This is a genomic window from Kribbella sp. NBC_00889 (assembly GCF_045207705.1).
In the GTDB taxonomy this organism is placed as follows: domain Bacteria; phylum Actinomycetota; class Actinomycetes; order Propionibacteriales; family Kribbellaceae; genus Kribbella.
Genome location: NZ_CP108783.1, coordinates 518,810 through 536,823, shown reverse-complemented (window position 1 = coordinate 536,823; position 18,014 = coordinate 518,810). Strand labels below are relative to the sequence as shown.

The window sequence follows — 18,014 nt, the reverse complement described above, 5'->3', positions numbered from 1 at the left end:
GAGGATGGTCCCGAAGGAAGGGAAGAGTTGGAGTGGGGATCAGAGGGCGGTCAGGTCCCGACGACGGGTTTCGGAGTACGACGTGACCGCGACGATCGAGATGACCGCGCACACTGCGACGTACACGGCGATCGCGTAGCCGGAGTCGTACGCCTTCAGCAGTGCCACCGCGATGAACGGCGCCAGACCGCCCGCGATGATCGACGCCAACTGATAGCCGACCGACACACCGGAGTACCGGACCCGAGTGCCGAACAGCTCAGTGAAGAAGGATGCCTGCGGCCCGTACATCGCACCGTGCAACACCAGCCCGACAGTCACCGCCAGCGTCGCCAGAGCGAAGTTCTTGGTGTCAACCATCGCCACGAACAAGAAGCCCCAGACGCCGACCCCAACCGCACCGATCAGATACACCGGCTTGCGGCCGACACGGTCGGACAGCGCACCCCACATCGGGATGGCGAAGAAGTGCACGGCGGCACCGATCAGTACGGCGTTCAGCGCGAACGACTTGTCCATCCCCAGGTGTTCCTTGGCGTACGTCGCGATCACGATCGTGAAGATGTAGTAGCTGACGTTCTCCGCCATCCGGGCGCCCATCGCGGTCAGCACCTCACGCGGGTAGCGGGTGAGCACCTCGATCAGCGGCAGCTTGTCCTCCGGCTGCTGCTTGGCCTGCGCCTCCTTGAACACCGGCGACTCCTCGATCCGCAGCCGCACCCACAGTCCGACGAGCACCAGTACGGCGGACAGCAGGAACGGAATGCGCCAGCCCCAGGAGTCAAAGGCAGCGTCCGACTGGAACGCCGCCAGTCCGGCCAGTACGCCGTTCGCGATCAACTGACCCGCCGGCGCACCCGCCTGCGGCCAGGAGGCCCAGAAGCCACGTCGCGCGGGGTCACCGTGCTCGGAGACGATCAGTACGGCGCCGCCCCACTCACCACCGAGTGCGAAGCCCTGGATGAGCCGCAGCACGGTCAGCAGGACCGGAGCGAGCGCACCGACCTGTGCGTACGTCGGCAGCAGGCCGATGGCAAAGGTGGCGAGGCCCATCAGCAACAGCGACAGCACCAGCAGGTTCTTGCGGCCCAAGCGGTCGCCGTAGTGGCCGAACACCACTCCGCCGATCGGACGGGCGAAGAACCCGACGGCGAAGGTGGCGAAGCTCAGCAGGGTGCCGGTGAGTTCCTCACCCTTGGGGAAGAACAGATCGCCGAACACCACCGACGCGGCCACTCCGTAGAGAAAGAAGTCGTACCACTCGACGGTGGTGCCGACGAGACTCGCGCCGACCACCCGGGCGATCGGCGTCCGGGTGCGGACCGGTTCTGTTGCTGTCATGGCGGGCTCCAACACTGCTAGTGGGCGGTCCAGAACACTGCTAGTGGGCGGTCCAGCCGCCGTCGAGTACGAACGAACTCCCCGTGATGGAGGCGGAGGCCGGACCGCACAGCAGCGCGACCAGCTCCGCCACTTCGGCCGGCTCGATCAGGCGCTTCACCGCGACCGGCTCGAGCATGACCTTCTCCAGCACCTCTGCCTCGGACAGTCCGTGGGTCGCCGCCTGGTCCGCGAGCTGCGCGGTGACGAGCGGCGTACGCACGTAGGCCGGGTTCACACAGTTGCTGGTGACCCCGTGGGCCGCACCTTCCAATGCGACGACCTTGCTGAGTCCTTCCAGTCCGTGCTTGGCAGCGACGTACGCCGCCTTGAACGGGCTGGCCCGGAGTCCGTGCACCGAGCTGATGTTGACGACCCGTCCCCAGCCGGCGCCGTACATGTGCGGGAGGGTCTGGCGGATCAGACGGAACGGCGACTCGAGCATGAGCCGCAGGATGTAGCTGAACCGCTCCGGCGGGAACTGCTCGACCGGAGCGACCTGCTGGACCCCGGCGTTGTTGACCAGGATGTCCACGTCCGTCGGAAGATCGGCCAGACGGTCCAGGTCGGCCAGATCGGCCACCACCGGCTCCACACCGTCAAGGGCATCGAGCCCATCCGGGTCGTGGTCGACAGCGATAACGTGTACGCCGTCGGCCGCGAGCCGCCGTGCACAGGCGGCGCCGATGCCGGACGCGGCTCCGGTGATCAGGGCTCGACGGGTCTCCATGGCCGATGACTGTAGGAATCCGCCCCCGGCCGCACTATGGGATCGCGCCACACAACATTGCGGAGCGATGTGGATTCAGGCGCTACTTGTCCACAGTCACATCTATCAAACCTGCCGACGGTGATAGATCGAACTATCGTGGAAGCATGGTCGACATCGAACAGCCGAAGAAGAAGGCCGCCGGCGTTCCCGCGGTGCTGTCCTCGTTCAAGTTCGGCTTCCGCGAGATGGGCCCGGCCCGGACCGGCAAGGTCTTCCTGAAGATGAACCAGGACGGCGGCTTCGACTGTCCGTCCTGCGCCTGGCCGGATCCCGACCACAAACGCAAGCACGCGGCCGAATTCTGCGAGAACGGCGCCAAGGCGGTCGCATGGGAGGCGACCCGCAAGCGGGTGTCGCGCAGCTTCTTCGCCGAGCACTCGATCGAGGCGCTGAACGAGATCTCCGAGTTCGATCTCGGCAAGCTCGGCCGGATCACCGAGCCGATGCTGCTGCGGGCCGGCGCCACGCACTACGAGCCGATCGGCTGGGACGAGGCGTTCCAGGTCGTCGCACGGCATCTGAAGGCTCTCGTCGACCCGAACGACGCCGTCTTCTACACCTCCGGCCGGACCAGCAACGAGGCCGCGTTCCTCTACCAGCTTCTGGTCCGTGCCTACGGCACCAACAACCTCCCCGACTGCTCGAACATGTGCCACGAGTCGTCCGGTACCGCGCTGTCCCGGGTGATCGGCAGCGGCAAGGGCGCGGTCACGCTCGAGATGCTCGAAGAGGCCGAGCTGATCGTCGTCGTCGGCCAGAACCCGGGCACCAACGCGCCGCGGATGCTCAACCACCTGGAGATCGCCAAGCGCAACGGCGGGTCGATCGTCTCGGTGAACCCGCTGCCCGAGCCCGGGCTGATGAACTTCAAGAACCCGCAGCGTCCCCGCGGCTGGGTCGGCAAGGGTACGACGCTGGCCGACCAGCACCTGCAGATCCGCCTCGGCGGCGACCAGGCACTGTTCCTTGCCGTCGGCCACCTTCTCGTCGAGGCCGAGGCGGCCAACCCCGGCACGGTGCTGGACAAGTCCTTCATCGACAGCCACACCAGCGGCTTCGAGCTGTACGCCAAGCACAACGCCGAGCTCGACTGGGCCGCGGTCGAGCAGGCCACCGGCCTGCGTCGCGCCGAGATCGAGGAGTTCACCCAGCGGTTCATCGCCTCCAAGGCGACGGTGATCTGCTGGGCGATGGGCCTGACCCAGCAGCGTGAGGCGGTCGCCACGATCAGCGAGATCGTCAACGTGCTGCTCCTGCAGGGAAACATCGGCAAGCCCGGTGCGGGACCGTGCCCGGTGCGCGGGCACTCGAACGTCCAGGGCGACCGCAGCATGGGCATCTGGGAGAAGATGCCGGACACGTTCCTGGACAAGCTCGACGCCGAGTTCTCGTTCACCTCGCCGCGCGAGCACGGCATCGACGCGGCCGACACAGTGAAGCGGCTGCGGGAGGGCACGGTTCGCGTCTTCTTCGGGATGGGCGGCAACTTCGCGTCCGCGACACCTGACACCGAGGTCGTCCACCGCGGCCTGCGGCACTGCGATCTGACCGTGCACGTGTCCACGAAGCTGAACCGGTCCCACACCGTCACCGGGCGCGAGGCGCTGATCCTGCCCACGCTCGGCCGGACCGACCACGACCACACCGCGGCCGGCCCGCAGTCGGTGACCGTGGAGGACTCGCAAGGCGCCGTACACCTGTCCACCGGGAACCTGATCCCGCCAGGTCCGGAACTGAAGTCGGAGATCGGCATCGTCGCCGGGCTGGGGCAAGCCCTGGTTCCTGAGGTCGGGGAGATCCCGTGGCGGGACTTCGCCGACGACTACAGCCTGATCCGGCAACGGATCGGACGCGTCGCGGACGGTTACGAGGACTTCGAGACGCGATTGCGAGCCAACGAGGGCGGCTTCCTGCTGGCCCATGCCGCGCGCGACCGGCGAGAGTTCCATACCTCCGACGCGAAGGCGCAGTTCACCGCGAACGACCTGAGTTGGTTGCCGACCGCACCGGGTCGGCTGCTGCTGCAGACGCTGCGCAGCCACGACCAGTTCAACACCACGATCTACGGGCTGGAGGACCGCTACCGCGGCGTGGACGGCACTCGCGAGGTGGTCTTCGTGAACCCGGACGACCTGGCCGAGCTGGGCCTGGAGGACGGCGCGTACGTCGACATCATCAGCGAGTTCCAGGGGGTCGAGCGGCGGGCCAACGGGTTCCGTCTCGTCTCCTACCCAACCGCGCGAGGCTGCGTGGCGGCGTACTACCCGGAGACCAATGTGCTGATGGCCGCCGACGACGTGGCCAAGGGCAGCAACACCCCGGTCGCCAAGGGCCTCACGGTGCGGCTGGAGCCAGCCTCCTCCTGAACCAAGGCTGCAGCACAGCCAGTACGGCGGCCACCGCGGCGCTGGACAGCCACAGCCCCTCGGGACCGGCGGACTCGAGAAGCTGCGTCACCGTCAGCGGCGCGATGGCGGTCGCGATGCCCCAGCTCAGGCCGAACACGGCCAGATACCGGCCGCGGGCGTGGTCAGGCGCGAGCCCGGACGCCTGCGTGAGGTAGCGGGTGAGCAGGAACAGGTCACCCACGCTCCAGAGCACCGTGGCGAGCAGGAAGACGGTGAGAGTCTGCGCGAAGGCGCAGACGACGAGTCCAGCACCGAGCAGGACGTAGCCGACCGCGATCGACCGGAAATCGTCGAGCTTCTGCACGCGAAGCAGGCGCTGGGCAACGATCAGGGTCACCGCCGACACGGCGAGGATGAAGCCGGTGCCGGACTCCGGCAGGCCTTGCTCGAGCAGGGTCAGCGGCACTCCGATCACCAACTGCATGTAGATCGTGGCGAAGACCGTGCCGCTGACGAGCAGCAACACCAGCCGGCGATCCCGCCACACCGCCACCGCAGTCGCCGACACGTGTTCCCGCCGTACGTCGGCCGGAAGCGCAAGCGCGACGAGTACGGCGCACGACAGGCAGGTGATCGCGTCGGCGACGAACAACCACCGCAGATCCCAGTGACTGACCGCCGCGGCAAGCAGACCGGCGAGAACTCCGGCCGCGGCCATCGCCGCGCCCAGCAGCCCGTACGCCGCTGGTCGGTCGGACGGATCAGTCACGTCGGCGATCGTCGCCTGACTGGGTGGTTCATAGATCTCGAAGGCCAGGCCCAGCAGGATCGCGGCCAGTACTGCGGACCAGAGCGTGCTGCTGAGCGCGATCCACAGCTGAGCGACCGCGCATCCGGTCAGGCCGAGCACGATCGTGCGACGGCGACCGAGGCGGTCTGCCAACTGCCCGCCGAGCAACCGGGACGGGATGGTGGCGACGCCGAAGACGGCCAGGATCAGCCCGGTCTCGCCGAGCGACGCACCGAACTCGACCGTGAGCACCACGCCCAGAAACGGCAGCGTGAACGCGCCGATCCGGTTGACCGCCCGAGCCACCACAAGGATCCAGACCGCGCGGGACAACCCACGCCAGGGCGCGGTCAGGGTCGCAGCAGCACTCATCGCGGGCTCCATGACTATCTAAGTGGATATGATCGGTCACGCAACCCCGAGCCTACGGAGCGATCTCGTGACTGGTCAAGTGTCCTTTGATAGTCATACCCGGAACGTGCTGGCGGCGTCCGTCGAATACGTGAACCGGCTGACGCCCGGGTTCTCCGGCGGTACGGCGTTCCCCGGGCCGGCCGATGCCGCGCAGGCAGTCGCCGACGCGTTGGTCGCGATCGGCTATCCGCAGCCTTCCGTCCGGCAGGACGATGCGCGCCGGCTCACGGAGCTGGCCGCGCGGATGCGGATCGTCTTCGAGTCGGCGCACTCGGGCGATCTCGACGGGGCCGCTGACGAGGTGAACGCGCTGCTGCTGGACACCAACGCGCGACCGCAACTGGACAGACGAGAGAAGGGCTGGAGCCTGCACTTCCACGGTCTGGACGACGGTCTGGTCAACGGCTGGGCAGCCGGCTGCGCCGCCGGCCTCGCACTCGCGCTGGGCAGCGACCTGGCCGGCCGCCTCGGAGTCTGCGCGGCCCCACAGTGCGATCGCGTCTTCGTCGACGTCTCCCGCAACGGCCAACGCCGCTTCTGCTCACCGCAGTGCCAGAGCCGGGTGAAAGCCGCCGCCCACCGAGCCCGCCAAGGCGCGCCTAGTTGACGGTGAGCGTCGGGTTGGGCCGGATCCTCGTTGTCCACGACGATCTGTGCACGGGACCGCGGCTGGACCTGGTCGACGTACATCCGCTCGCCCGGGATGTACCTGGTGCGGTAGCGCTCCTGATCCCAGTGACGTACCGGCGGCCGCCACCCGGACCGAGCGGGACCAGGAGCTGGCTGCGGGCGCGCAGGACGTCGGCCAACTCGTCCGCGAGCGTCGTCTTCCCCGCCGCGGAGCATCCGTCGATCGCGACGCGCACCGGATGCGGGCGCTCGACGGTCAGGACGATCTCGGCCAGTTCGGTCAGAGCCACAGTGCGCACGACGCCATCCTCGCGCACCAACGGACGACGCCCCACCCACTTTCCGGGTGGGGCGTCGTACCGCCTGGATCAGCCGACCGGGGTCAGTTCGCGCTCCTCCTCCGGGGCCGCAGGCGGCTGGCTCGCGTGCTTGGAGGGCTTGCGGCGCAGCCACTTCGGCGCCCACCAGTTCGCGTCGCCGAGCAGGATCATCACGCTCGGCAGGACGACCGCCCGGATGATCGTGGCGTCGAGCAGGATCGCGACGGCCAGGCCGACGCCGAGCTGCTTCATGTCGAGCGTGCTCAGCGTCGCGAAGACCGCGAACACCCCGATCATCACGGCCGCCGCGCTGGTGACCACACCGGCCGATCCGGTGATGCCGTCGGCCACAGCCTTCTTCGTCGGTACGCCGCGCAGTACCGCCTCACGAATCCGGCTGACGACGAACACGTGGTAGTCCATCGACAGACCGAACAGCACCACGAAGAGGAACAGCGGCAACCAGGACACGACCGCACCGTTCGAGCGGAAGTCGAGGATCCCCTCGGCCCAGGTGTTCTGGAAGACCGCGGTCACCACGCCGTACGCCGCGGCCGCACTCAGCAGGTTCAGCCCGATCGCGGTGACCGCGACCACCACGGACCGGAACGTCACCATCATCACGATCATCGTCAGCAACAGCACGAACCCGATCACGAGCGGCAGCTTGGCCCGGGTGTGTGCCGCGTAGTCGACGTCCGCGGCGACGAACCCGCCGACGGCGTACTCGGCTCCCGGCACCTTGCCGACCGTCTCCGGCATCAGTTCCTTGCGCAGCTTGGTCAGCGAGTCACGCGCCTCCTGGCTACCACCCTCGTACGGCGTGGCGACCTCGAGCGTGGTCACGGTCCCGTCCTTCGAGGCCCGCGGCTCCTCCAGACCGTCCTGCGCGAACAGCTTGTCGTCCTGCGTGCGCTTCACCAGGTCGGCCAGTGCGGCCTTGACCGCGGGCGCCTGGTTGGCCGGCGCACGGACGGCGACCTCGTGGCTCGTCCCGGTGCTCGGGAAGGCCGCGGTGAGCCGGTCGTACGCCTTCATCACCGCGGTGTCGCGCGGCAGATCCTCGGTGCCGGGGAACTTCAGCGTCATCCCCAGCGCCGGCGACGCGACCGCGAGCAGTGCGACGACAGCGATCATCAGCGTGGCGACCGGGTGCTTCAGCGCCGGCTTCAGCACGGCCCGCCAGAACCGCGGCTTGGCCTTGCTCGCGGTCAACCGCCACACGAGTGGGATCCGCGGCCGGTCCACCCAGCGACCGAGCTTCGCCAGTACGGCGGGCAGCACGGTCAGCGAACCGACGACGGCCACCGCGACGACCAGGATCGAGCCGACCGCGAACGACGAGAACACCGCGTCCCGGGCCAGGAACAACCCGGCCATCGAGATGATGACCGCCGTACCGGAGACGACGACGGCGTGGCCTGACGTCGCTGCCGCGATCTCGACCGCGTCGACGTGCCCGCGGCCCTTCGCGCGTTCCTCACGTTCGCGACGCAGGTAGAAGAGTGAGTAGTCGACGCCGACCGCCATACCGATCAGCAGGATGACGCTGTTCACCGCGTCGACGGCCGGGATCAGCTGGGATGCGGCCGCGGACAGGCCGATCGCCGCCGCGACAGCTGACAGCGCGAGCAGAAGCGGTACGGACGCCGCGATCAGTGCGCCGAACGCGATCAAGAGGATCGCGAGTGTCACCGGCAGGCTGAAGATCTCGGCGCGCTTGAAGTCCTTGCCGAGCGTCTCGTTCAGCGCCTTGTCGATCGACAGTCCGCCGACCTCTTCGATCCGCAGCGTCGGGTACTGCTGCTGGATCTGGGCGGTGGTGTCCTGCAGCGGCTGGACCCGGTTGTCCCCGTCGCCGTCCTTCAGGGTCACCTGGACGATCAGCGCGTCCTTCTTCGGCGACGGCATCGGCTGAGCGACCTCCGCGACCCCACCGAGGGCGCGCATCCGCTGGATCACCACGCCGGCGGCCTTGGTCGCCTCCGCCTGGTCGAGCGTTCCGGACGGCGAGGTGATCAGCACGCTCTCCACGTCCGGGTCGGCGAAGTTGCCGGACTTGACGATGTTGTCGGCCCGGGTCACCTCGCCGATGTCGCCCTCGTTCTCGGACTCCTTGGTCCCGGTCATCGAGCCGACGGCGAAACAGGCGATCACGACGACCACCCACATCGCCATCGCCCGCCACGGATGGGTGGCGCTCCATCGCGCCGCCCGGACCGTGATCTGTCCCCTGGCCATAACTTCCCTGCCCCTCTGCGCCCCCTCAGGCGCCCCGCACCAGCGCTCCCTGGCGTGGGCACTGGCTACAGGTCAAAAGCCTGGCTGGGACAGGGGGGTCACCACTATGGAGGAAGCCACCGAGTGCACCCTGAAGCCAGCCCCACCCCGGTCCCTGAGTGGCTCTCAGGGGGCTGTCGGGGCGTGATCGGACGGGTGCGGGCCGCAGTCAGAATTCGTCGAGATTGAGCGAGGAAGCGGCCGAAACACCCTCCAGATACCCCTCCGCACGCTCAGCCTTGGGGTAGCGGTGGACGAGCTCCCAGAAGGCCGCGTTGTGGGCCGGTTCGACCAGATGGGCGAGCTCGTGGATGAGGACGTAGTCGACCACCCAGGCGGGCATCGCCTGCAGCCGGGTGGACAAACGGATCGATCTGTCCGCCGGAGTGCAGGATCCCCACCGTCTGTTTTGGTTCGAAACCCACCTCACAGACGCAGGTTCGGGCACTTCTGGAAGATGCCGACACGCGAGTTCGTGTGCTCTGGACAACAATTTTTCGTCCGACACGCGAGATCGGCTGCGCTGCTTCTCCAGCCGCGCCAGCATGGTCTCGACCCAGCGTGCCTCCTCCGCGGCGGAGAGCCGGTCGGGCATCAGCACGACCACACGCTCCCCGTCCCGGTAGGCGCTGACGGTCCGCTTGCGCCGCTTGCTGCGGCGGATGTCGACGTACGGCGGGATCGGGCCAGGGGTCGAGCGCGGTGGAGAGTCGGCCATGGGTCAAAACGTACCCCCAGAATCCGACAACTTTCTTCTGTCCACATCCTGTGCATCAGCGTTTCCGCAGGTCAGACGCCAGATCTTGGGCCGGCCGATTCCGGTTGTTCACACCCTGTTCCCCCGCCCGTCCACAGCACCTGGCGGCGCGTCCCACAGGTTGCACACAGAGTTATCCACAGGCGTGGACAACCGGGGCTTGCCTGCGCGGCGCCCGCCTCCTAGCGTCATGGTCAACAGGCTCCCGGACCGCCTCCGGGGCCGTTCGGAGGGGAAGCCGAGCGGTTCCGAAGGCGGACCACCGGGAGCCTGTTCTGGTGCTGCCACACGGCTTGGAAAAGGCTTTCCTCGGCTCTTCCGAGCGGCACGCGGGCCGGCCGGTGCGCTTGAGCCTGCTCCCGCCTGCCGTAGGGTGAATCCCGACTGGGCCGAACGGCCTACGGCAGGACGGTCTGCCGTTAGCATCCACGACGGCCTGGGGCGAGAGCCCCGGCTGGTATTCAGAGCAAGGAGAGGGCCCTCATGGCAGAGACCTGGAGCGGCGAGTTCTACTGCGTCAAGTGCAAGGCCAAGCGCACCGCCGACGGCGAGGTCAAGGTCAACGACAAGGGCACGCGCATGGCCAAGGCCAAGTGCCCCGAGTGCGGTACGAACCTGAACCGGATCCTCGGCAAGGCCTGACGCACCAAGTCGTAGGGGCGGTGGACGACACGCAACGTGTCGTCCACCGCCCCTCCGTCGTCCCGGCTTGGGCGACCCGACAGAATGGGTACGTGTCGGACCTCCCCCGCAAGGCGCTGAGCCGGACCGCGAAGCTCGCCAGCCTGCCGCTCGGTGCCGCCGGCCGGGCCACGGTCGGACTCGGCAAGCGGATCGGCGGTGCGCCGGCCGAGGCCGTGTACGCCGAGTTCCAGCGCCGGACCGCCGACCAGTTGTTCTCCGTCCTGGGTGAGCTCAAGGGCGGCGCGATGAAGTTCGGGCAGATGCTGAGCCTGATGGAGTCGGCGATGCCGGAGGAGCTGGCCGCGCCGTACCGGGCCACCCTGACCAAGCTGCAGGACTCCGCCCCGCCGATGCCGGCCTCGACCGTGCAGACGATCCTGTCGCGCGAGCTGGGCAGGCGCTGGCGGGACCGGTTCGAGGAGTTCGACGACCTGCCCGCGGCGGCCGCCTCGATCGGCCAGGTGCATCGCGGCATCCTGAAGGACGGCCGCGAGGTCGCGGTCAAGCTGCAGTACCCGGGCGCCGCCGAGGCGCTGCGCGCGGACCTGCGCCAGCTCGGCCGGTTCGCCCGCACCTTCGGCACGCTGGTCCCCGGGCTGGACATGAAGCCGCTCGTCACCGAGCTGCAGGAGCGGATCGGCGAGGAGCTGGACTACGACCGCGAGGCCCAGGCCCAGCAGCAGTACGCCGACGCGTTCAAGGACCACGACGAGTTCGTCGTTCCCCGGGTCATCAAGCACTCCCCGTCGGTCATCGTGTCCGAGTGGCTCGAGGGCCGGCCGCTGTCGTCGATCATCAGCGACGGCACCAAGAAGGAGCGCAACGCGATCGGGCTGAAGTACGTCCGGTTCATGTTCAGCGGCCCCAAGTACGCCGGCCTGCTGCACTCCGACCCGCATCCGGGGAACTTCCGGGTGATGCCGGACGGACGGCTCGGCGTGGTCGACTTCGGGCTGTGCGCACGGCTGCCGGACGGTCTCCCGCCGGCGATCGGGCGGCTGCTGCGGATCTCGCTCGACGGCGACGGGATCGCCGTACGGGACGGGCTGCGGGCCGAGGGGTTCATCAAGCCGCGAATGGAGATCGACCCGGACCAGCTGATGGACTACCTGGCGCCGTTCGCGGAGCCGGCCCGGGAGGAGACGTTCCAGTTCAGCCGGGCGTGGATGCGCGCGCAGGCGAACCGGACCGGGGACTTCCGGTCGCCCAACGCGGGGCTGGCCCTCCGGCTGAACATGCCGCCGTCGTACCTGCTCATCCACCGGGTCTGGATCGGCGGCATGGCCGTCCTGTCCCAGCTCGAGGCGAAAGCCCCGTTTCGCGCCGTCCTGGAGGAGCTCCTCCCCGGCTTCACCGACGACTGACTCAGTGCTCGTCGTGGCCCAGGACCGGCACCGACCGCAGGGTGATCGCCAGCGCGGTGGCGACCAGGGTCAGGACCACAGCGGTGATGCCGGCGGCCAGGTGCAGTCCTCCGGTGAACGCGTCCTGCGCCTGGGCCAGTACGTCGCCAGGCACACCCTGAGCGATCGCCTCGGCCAATGAGTTGCCGCCGCGGCCGTTCATCTGACTCCGGTACGCCGCGGTGACCACGCTGCCCAGAATCGCGATGCCCAGCGCATAGCCGAACTCGTTACCAGTCTGCGTCAGCGCGCCGGCGGATCCGGCCTTCTCCGGCGGGACGGAGCCGATCACCAGGTTCGTGCCCAGCGTGACCAGCGGAGCGGGGCCGACGCATTGGACCGCGAAGGCGATGACCAGGACGGCGGTCGACGTCGCCTGGGTCATCACGGCCATTCCGACCACCGTGAAGGCGATCCCGGCCGGGATCAGCACGCCCGGGCGGATCCGCTGCGCCAGCCGCGGCGCCACCTGGAAGGCGACGGTCGTGGTGATCATGCCCGGGACCAGCGCGACCCCGGCGGCGAGCGGGGTCATGCCCTGGACCAGCTGGAAGTACTGCGCGACGAACACCATCACGCCCCCGGACAGCATCGAGAAGCACAACATGCTGCCGAGCGTGACCGTGAAGGTCTTCCGGGTGAACAGGCGTACGTCGACCAGCGGGTCGGCCAGCCGCTGCTGGCGTCGTACGAAGATCCAGCCGAAGACTCCGCCGGCCACCAGCGCGCCGGCCGCCGTCGCGCTCGCACCGTGGGCGGCGAGCTGCTTCAAGCCGTGGATCGCCGGCAGGATCGCGGCCAGCGACAGCAGCACGCTCGGGAGATCGATCCGGCCCGCCTTCTCGTCGCGGTACTCCGGCAGCAGGAACGGCCCGACGGCGACCAGCACCGCCATCGCCGGTACGCCGATCAGGAACGCGGAGCCCCACCAGAAGTGGTTCAGCAGGACGCCGCCGACGATCGGGCCGATCACAGCGCCGACGGTGAAGCAGCCGGCCCAGATCCCCAGTGCCTTGGCCCGCTGCTGCGCGTTCGGGAACAGGGTGCTGATCAGCGACAGCGTGCACGGAGCGATCGCCGCACCCGCGATACCGAGTACCGCGCGGGTCACGATCAGCATCTCCGGGCTCGTCGAGTACGCCGCTGCCACCGAGGCGACACCGAACAGCGCGGCGGACGCGAGCAGCAGCCGGCGGCGGCCGATCCGGTCACCGATGTTGCCCATCGTGATCATCAGGCCGGCCACCATGAACCCGTACACGTCCAGGATCCACAGCTGCTGGCTGCTGGTGGCGCCCAGCGCCTCGGTCACCGCAGGCACGGCCAGGAGCATGACGAACAGGTCCAGTGACACCAGTAGCGTCGCGAGCGACAGAACTCCCAGGCCGATCCACTGCCGCCGGCTGGTCGTCGCTGGCACGCTCTCGGTGAGGGGCATGATCCGGTTCCTTCCGCTGGAGTGCTTTCACCCCTGCGTCGGGCGGATCAGGCCGGATTCGACACCCGGTTCAGAACTTTTTCACCAGTAGACGATGTCCAGCTTCCCCTCGATGCTGCGGACGTTCTCCCGGGCGCACCGGTCGCAGTACACCAGCTTGCGACCGTCCTCCACCGAGGTCATCCAGGTCAGCGGCACGTCCTCCGACTCCGCCTGCTGACCACACAACGCACAACTCACTCTCACCATGCGCTCAGTCTGCACCTTCCCAGGACGACGCCCCCTCGGCCCCACCTCCACCCCGAGGAAGAGGCACGCACCGGCCCGTACTCCAGGAGCTGCGGACCCCCAGCACTACACAACCGCCACCCAACGCCATCCGCTGAGCGTGGAAGCCGATGGCGGTAAGCGGTTGATGAGTGCTGGCGATCCGCTGCCCGAGTTCAGCACGGCGAGGCCGAGGAACGGCGAGCGGCGGCGTAGGCGAGGAGCGGCTGCGGACCGCCAGCACTCATCAACCACCACCGAGGGACCCCACCTGAGCGTGGAGCCTGCCGGCACGGGGCAGTTGATGAGTGCTGGCGGTCCGGTACGAGGGTGCGGCGAGCGGGAGGAGGACAGCGCCGACGTGGCCGAGGAGCGGCGAGCCCGGGCGCGCGAGCAGCAGCGCGCGAGGAGCGGCGCGCGAGGAGCGGCGGCGGACCGCCAGCACTACACAACCGCTAGCTACGCCGCGCGCTGAGCGTGGAACCTGCCGGCAAACCCCAGTTGTGTAGTGCTGGCGGTCCGGGGCGCGGCGACGGGGCGGCGGGGCGGGGCGTGGCCGAGGGGCGGCATCCGGTGGATGCCGCCCCTCGGTGATTCAGCTGGTCAGGCTTGGGTGCCTGCCGGCCGGTCCTCCCTTTCGGACCGGCCCGCGGGCGATGTGTTCTTTCTGGTGGTCAGACCAGACGGGCGAGTGCGAGGCGCGCGCGTGCGCTGGCCCTCTCAGCTCGCCGGGCGGCCCGCTCGGCCCGCTTCTCGGCTCGCTCGATCTGACGAGCAAGGTGGAAGCGCCGGTTCTGCTCTGCGTCGGTCAATGTAGATCGACAATGAGCACGAGCAAGATCTTCGTTCATTAGATGCATTTCCATTCTCCTGCGTGAAGTCTGTGTCGTCATGGCTCGGTTTCTCGATTCCGGTTGGTTCGTCAGGCTGCGGTTACGGTGTCACTCTTGCGGGGACGCCCACGGGGCCGCTTGCGCGGAACCACCACTCCCTGGACGAACAGTTCGCCGCCCCACACTCCCCACGGCTCGGAACGCTCGAGCGCTCCGGCCAGGCACTCGGCCTTCAGCGGGCAGGTGGTGCACAGCGACTTTGCGTACTCGACGTCCGCCGGCGATTCGGCGAAGAAGAGTTCTGGCGCGTAGGACCGACAGGGCAGGTCCTGCGACGTTGCCACCTCGGTGAAGACATCGAGGAAGCTCACGCTCATTCCGGTCACCTCCCAGTGACTTGATGCTGATCTCTTGTCGTCGGTGACGACCTCCGGTCGAAGGCCGCCAAATCTGTGGACAAACACTGGCTGATCAAACAGAAAGGCCGCGGGACCCTTTTCGGGTTCCGCGGCCTTGGAGGTGCCGGGCTGACGTCTGTCAGACCGGTGGACTCCATGCTCGAGAACCCGAACCGCCGTACTTCGCATCGCCGACAGCTCCGCCCCGGATCTGGGCAGCGCCGGAAGCCATGAGCACAACGGCCGCGAGATGCGTGCGCGGGAAGGCACCCAGGATCTGGGCGCACGGCAGCGCTACAGCGTCGCTGAACGGCTTCTTGACGATGTTGATCGTGATCATTTCCAGGGCACCTCCTCTCGTTGTGGCGAAGCGGGCGGTTAGCTCGATCGCTATGGTTGTTTGAAGTTTTCGGCCAGGCTTCGACCGCAGAAAGAACAGTACGCCGTCCCCATCGGAGCCCGCAAACTATTTATCGCCAGTTCGCGAAGTTGGCCGGAAGTTGCCGTCTCGGCGTCCGAATCTGGCTGCCTCGACGGTCTTCCGGCACGCTCCGGGACGTCATCCGCACGCTCCGGGATCGTTGCCTGTGTCACCTAATTGCCACGTCTGCCAGGAGCAGAACACGGCCTGTCCTCCAGGGTGCGCCCCACTCCCCCTGCCTGGCAACACATTTCCGGCCAGTAGCCATGGTCTGCCCGGAGGGGCAGGTCATCGGGCGGGACGAGATCAGCGCGTGCAGAGGGTCAGGATGTGGGCGCCGTACTTGGAGAGTTTGGTGTGGCCGATACCCGGGATCCGGCGGAGGGCCTGCTCGTCGGCGGGACGAGTCTCGGCGATCGCGGTCAGGGTGGCGTCGGTGAGGATGACGAAGGCCGGCATGCTTTCGGACGCCGCCTGCTCCGTGCGCCAGGCGACCAGAGCGTCGTACAGGTCCTGGTCGATCGTGGAGGGGCAGTCCTCGCAGCGGCCGAGCTTGCGGGCACCGGGATCGAGCAGGCCGCGACCGCAGACGCGGCACTTCGGGATCGGCCGGCCGGACCGGGCGGCGCGCTCGGAGCGGTCCGTAGACGGCTCCCGCGCTGTTGGTGGCCGGGACGTCCGGACGCCGATCGGGTCGAGGAACCGGGTCGGACCCCGCTGACCGCGCCCACCTGGGGAACGTGACGTCGACCAACTGATGAAGAGCTGGTCCTTCGCCCGCGTCACCCCGACGTAGAACAGCCGCCGCTCCTCCTCCACCTGCGCCGGCGTCTGGGCGTAGCTGATCGGCAGCGTCCCCTCGTGCGCTCCCACGATGAAGACGCAGTTCCACTCCAGGCCCTTGGCCGCGTGCAGCGTGGCCAGCGTGACCCCCTCGGCCAGCGGCGCGTGCTGGATCGTGGCCCGCCGGTCGAGCTCCGCCATCAGATCCAGCAACTTCGCCGACGGATTCTCGGCGGCGAAGTCCGAAGTCATCGTCACCAGCGCGCTGAGCGACTCCCACCGGTCCCGGACGGCACCGGTCCCGGTCGGTGGCTCCGGCGTCCACCCCGCTCCGCCGAGCACCCCGGTCACCACCTCGACCAGATCGTCCGAGACATCCCCGGCCTTGGCCTGGCCCCGCAGCAGTACGGCGGCCTGCCGAATCTCGGCGCGCTCGAAGAACCGCTCGGCACCCTTCAGCACTGCCGGGATCTTCCGCTCGGCCAGCGCCTGCTCGAAGTTCTCCGACTGGGCGTTGGTCCGGAACAGTACGGCGATGTCCCGCAGCTGAGTCCCCTCGTCACGGAGCCGGGCGACAGCCCGAGCCACCGCATCGGCCTCGGCGACCTCGTCGGAGTACTCACGGTAGACCGGCACCGGACCGGCGTCGCGCTGGGAGCGCAGTGTCACCCGGCCGGGCAGTCCGGACGGTCCGGCCGCGTCGAGGATCTTGTTCGCGACGTCGACGATCTGCGGAGTGGATCGGTAGTCGCGGACCAGCTTGATCACGTTCGCCGACGGGTGCCGGGAGGCGAAGCGCACCAGGTTCTCCGGCTCGGCGCCGGCCCAGGAGTAGATCGTCTGCGCCGGGTCGCCGACCACGCAGACGTCCTCACGGCCGCCGAGCCACAGGTCGAGCAGGCTCTGCTGCAGCGGGCTGACGTCCTGGTACTCGTCGACCACGAACGTCCGGTACTGCCGGCGGATCTCCGCCGCCACCCGCTCGTCCTCCGCGAGCAGCGCGACCGCACAGAGCAGCACGTCCTCCAGATCGATCCGGCCGCGCTCCAGCTTCACGTCCTCGTACGCCGCGAAGATCCGCGCGATGGTCGCCGGGTCGAAGGCGGCCAGCGTCCGGCCCGAGCGGGGCGCCAGCTTCGCGTAGTCGTCCGGCCGGACGTTGCTCACCTTGGCCCACTCGACCTCACCGGCCAGGTCGCGCAGCGCGGGCGTGTCCACCCGGACCCGGCAGCGCGATGCCGCCTCGGTGAGCAGCGGGAACTTGCGATCCACGATCATCGGCAGCTCACCGCCGTACACCTTGGGCCAGAACCATCTGGCCTGCCGCAGCGCGGCGGAGTGGAATGTGCGCGCCTGCACACCCTCGACGCCGAGCTGAGCGAGCCGACCGCGCATCTCCCCCGCGGCGCGCTGGGTGAACGTCACCGCGAGCACCCGCAGCGGGTCGAACGTCCCGGTCCGCACGCCGTACGCGATCCGGTGGGTGATCGCCCGCGTCTTCCCGGTGCCCGCACCCGCCATCACCACAACCGGCCCGTGCAGGGAGGTCGCGACCGCCCGCTGCTCGGGATCGAGCGCCTCGAGCAGAGCATCCGCGGAACCCACGGCAACGGATTGTGTGAGATCGCTCACGGGCTGGGACATGCGGGAAGAGCACCACCTGCGGCGTGGTTCGGGTAGGACGAGAGCAACCCTAGACGGGCCGCCGGACAGAATCCGCGCCCACTTGCAGAAGGAGACAGCCGATGGCGGCTTTCACGATGTACTCGACCCCTTGGTGTGGCTACTGCCACCGCCTCAAGGGCCAACTGACGCGGGCCGGGATCGAGTTCACCGAGGTCGACATCGAGCAGGTCCCGGAGGCCGCGCAGATCGTCGAGAAGGTCAACAACGGCAACCAGACGGTGCCGACGGTGGTCTTCCCGGACGGGACCGCGATGACGAACCCGTCGCTGGCCCAGGTCGCCGAGAAGCTGGCCGCCTGACCCGGCACCCCGCAGTACGACGCCCGCGGCGCCGGCCCCCTCAAGGGCCGGCGCCGCGAGTCATAGTGCGCGAGTTATGGACTTTACGGTCATGACCGTTATACCGTCGCG

16 protein-coding genes are annotated in these 18,014 nt (G+C 68.5%); 5 read left to right on the top strand and 11 right to left on the bottom strand.

The window, feature by feature from the left end; all coding sequences use genetic code 11:
- Positions 1 to 39 precede the first annotated feature (39 nt).
- Together OG817_RS02770 and OG817_RS02765 are read right to left on the bottom strand one after the other, a co-directional pair.
- Entirely contained in the window at positions 40 to 1,341 is a 1,302-nt protein-coding gene (locus OG817_RS02770; RefSeq protein ID WP_406051907.1) for an MFS transporter, read from the bottom strand.
- 40 nt (positions 1,342 to 1,381) lie between these two features.
- The gene (locus tag OG817_RS02765; protein ID WP_406051906.1) at positions 1,382 to 2,110 is read right to left on the bottom strand and encodes a 3-hydroxybutyrate dehydrogenase; all 729 of its coding nucleotides are present in this window, start codon (positions 2,108 to 2,110) and stop codon (positions 1,382 to 1,384) included.
- A 146-nt stretch (positions 2,111 to 2,256) separates the two neighbouring features.
- On the opposite strand from OG817_RS02765, the gene OG817_RS02760 reads away from it, so the two are divergent.
- Positions 2,257 to 4,518, top strand: a complete 2,262-nt coding sequence (locus tag OG817_RS02760) for an FdhF/YdeP family oxidoreductase (protein ID WP_406051905.1) — start codon at positions 2,257 to 2,259, stop codon at positions 4,516 to 4,518.
- Here the strand turns inward: OG817_RS02760 and OG817_RS02755 are convergent.
- Positions 4,487 to 5,662, bottom strand: a complete 1,176-nt coding sequence (locus OG817_RS02755; RefSeq protein ID WP_406051904.1) for an MFS transporter — start codon at positions 5,660 to 5,662, stop codon at positions 4,487 to 4,489. The two genes, OG817_RS02760 and OG817_RS02755, sit on opposite strands and share 32 nt — an antisense overlap.
- Positions 5,663 to 5,729: 67 nt before the next feature.
- On the opposite strand from OG817_RS02755, the gene OG817_RS02750 reads away from it, so the two are divergent.
- Complete coding sequence (locus OG817_RS02750) at positions 5,730 to 6,311, top strand: CGNR zinc finger domain-containing protein (RefSeq protein WP_406051902.1); 582 nt, start codon at positions 5,730 to 5,732, stop codon at positions 6,309 to 6,311.
- Here OG817_RS02750 and OG817_RS02745 read toward each other — a convergent pair.
- The 3 genes from OG817_RS02745 to OG817_RS02735 all read right to left on the bottom strand — a co-directional run bounded on the left by OG817_RS02745 (position 6,304) and on the right by OG817_RS02735 (position 9,652).
- Positions 6,304 to 6,633, bottom strand: a complete 330-nt coding sequence (locus tag OG817_RS02745) for a hypothetical protein (RefSeq protein WP_406051901.1) — start codon at positions 6,631 to 6,633, stop codon at positions 6,304 to 6,306. The genes OG817_RS02750 and OG817_RS02745 overlap by 8 nt on opposite strands.
- Positions 6,634 to 6,702: 69 nt before the next feature.
- Positions 6,703 to 8,895 carry an MMPL family transporter gene (locus OG817_RS02740; RefSeq protein WP_406051899.1) on the bottom strand — a complete coding sequence of 731 codons (2,193 nt, stop codon included), beginning with the start codon at positions 8,893 to 8,895 and terminating at the stop codon, positions 6,703 to 6,705.
- A 208-nt stretch (positions 8,896 to 9,103) separates the two neighbouring features.
- The gene (locus OG817_RS02735; RefSeq protein ID WP_406051898.1) at positions 9,104 to 9,652 is read right to left on the bottom strand and encodes a YgjP-like metallopeptidase domain-containing protein; all 549 of its coding nucleotides are present in this window, start codon (positions 9,650 to 9,652) and stop codon (positions 9,104 to 9,106) included.
- Positions 9,653 to 10,174: 522 nt separating this feature from the next.
- Between OG817_RS02735 and OG817_RS02730 the strand changes: the two genes are divergently transcribed.
- Both OG817_RS02730 and OG817_RS02725 read left to right on the top strand, forming a co-directional pair.
- Positions 10,175 to 10,333 carry a DUF5679 domain-containing protein gene (locus tag OG817_RS02730; protein ID WP_012922897.1) on the top strand — a complete coding sequence of 53 codons (159 nt, stop codon included), beginning with the start codon at positions 10,175 to 10,177 and terminating at the stop codon, positions 10,331 to 10,333.
- Between the two features lie 92 nt (positions 10,334 to 10,425).
- Positions 10,426 to 11,739 (top strand): AarF/ABC1/UbiB kinase family protein, encoded by a 1,314-nt coding sequence (locus OG817_RS02725; protein ID WP_360458669.1) that lies wholly within the window; start codon positions 10,426 to 10,428, stop codon positions 11,737 to 11,739.
- 1 nt (position 11,740) lies between these two features.
- Here OG817_RS02725 and OG817_RS02720 read toward each other — a convergent pair whose 3' ends face one another.
- From OG817_RS02720 to OG817_RS02700, 5 genes are all read right to left on the bottom strand, one after another.
- Complete coding sequence (locus tag OG817_RS02720; RefSeq protein ID WP_406051896.1) at positions 11,741 to 13,216, bottom strand: MFS transporter; 1,476 nt, start codon at positions 13,214 to 13,216, stop codon at positions 11,741 to 11,743.
- An 81-nt stretch (positions 13,217 to 13,297) separates the two neighbouring features.
- Positions 13,298 to 13,465, bottom strand: coding sequence for a hypothetical protein (locus tag OG817_RS02715; RefSeq protein WP_396397333.1), 168 nt, complete (start codon positions 13,463 to 13,465; stop codon positions 13,298 to 13,300).
- A 940-nt stretch (positions 13,466 to 14,405) separates the two neighbouring features.
- Positions 14,406 to 14,693 (bottom strand): WhiB family transcriptional regulator, encoded by a 288-nt coding sequence (locus OG817_RS02710; RefSeq protein ID WP_131285495.1) that lies wholly within the window; start codon positions 14,691 to 14,693, stop codon positions 14,406 to 14,408.
- A gap of 160 nt (positions 14,694 to 14,853) precedes the next feature.
- Positions 14,854 to 15,054 (bottom strand): hypothetical protein, encoded by a 201-nt coding sequence (locus tag OG817_RS02705; RefSeq protein WP_396397331.1) that lies wholly within the window; start codon positions 15,052 to 15,054, stop codon positions 14,854 to 14,856.
- Positions 15,055 to 15,441: 387 nt separating this feature from the next.
- Entirely contained in the window at positions 15,442 to 17,562 is a 2,121-nt protein-coding gene (locus OG817_RS02700) for an ATP-dependent DNA helicase UvrD2 (RefSeq protein ID WP_406051894.1), read from the bottom strand.
- A 101-nt stretch (positions 17,563 to 17,663) separates the two neighbouring features.
- On the opposite strand from OG817_RS02700, the gene OG817_RS02695 reads away from it, so the two are divergent.
- Complete coding sequence (locus OG817_RS02695) at positions 17,664 to 17,903, top strand: mycoredoxin (RefSeq protein WP_396397327.1); 240 nt, start codon at positions 17,664 to 17,666, stop codon at positions 17,901 to 17,903.
- Positions 17,904 to 18,014: the final 111 nt, after the last annotated feature.

Coding starts and splice junctions, on each gene's coding strand:
- OG817_RS02770 (WP_406051907.1), bottom strand. CDS start 1,341: ATGACAGCAACAGAACCGGTCCGCACCCGGACGCCGATCGCCCGGGTG.
- OG817_RS02765 (WP_406051906.1), bottom strand. CDS start 2,110: ATGGAGACCCGTCGAGCCCTGATCACCGGAGCCGCGTCCGGCATCGGC.
- OG817_RS02760 (WP_406051905.1), top strand. CDS start 2,257: ATGGTCGACATCGAACAGCCGAAGAAGAAGGCCGCCGGCGTTCCCGCG.
- OG817_RS02755 (WP_406051904.1), bottom strand. CDS start 5,662: ATGAGTGCTGCTGCGACCCTGACCGCGCCCTGGCGTGGGTTGTCCCGC.
- OG817_RS02740 (WP_406051899.1), bottom strand. CDS start 8,895: ATGGCCAGGGGACAGATCACGGTCCGGGCGGCGCGATGGAGCGCCACC.
- OG817_RS02735 (WP_406051898.1), bottom strand. CDS start 9,652: ATGGCCGACTCTCCACCGCGCTCGACCCCTGGCCCGATCCCGCCGTAC.
- OG817_RS02730 (WP_012922897.1), top strand. CDS start 10,175: ATGGCAGAGACCTGGAGCGGCGAGTTCTACTGCGTCAAGTGCAAGGCC.
- OG817_RS02720 (WP_406051896.1), bottom strand. CDS start 13,216: ATGCCCCTCACCGAGAGCGTGCCAGCGACGACCAGCCGGCGGCAGTGG.
- OG817_RS02715 (WP_396397333.1), bottom strand. CDS start 13,465: ATGGTGAGAGTGAGTTGTGCGTTGTGTGGTCAGCAGGCGGAGTCGGAG.
- OG817_RS02710 (WP_131285495.1), bottom strand. CDS start 14,693: ATGAGCGTGAGCTTCCTCGATGTCTTCACCGAGGTGGCAACGTCGCAG.
- OG817_RS02705 (WP_396397331.1), bottom strand. CDS start 15,054: ATGATCACGATCAACATCGTCAAGAAGCCGTTCAGCGACGCTGTAGCG.
- OG817_RS02700 (WP_406051894.1), bottom strand. CDS start 17,562: ATGTCCCAGCCCGTGAGCGATCTCACACAATCCGTTGCCGTGGGTTCC.
- OG817_RS02695 (WP_396397327.1), top strand. CDS start 17,664: ATGGCGGCTTTCACGATGTACTCGACCCCTTGGTGTGGCTACTGCCAC.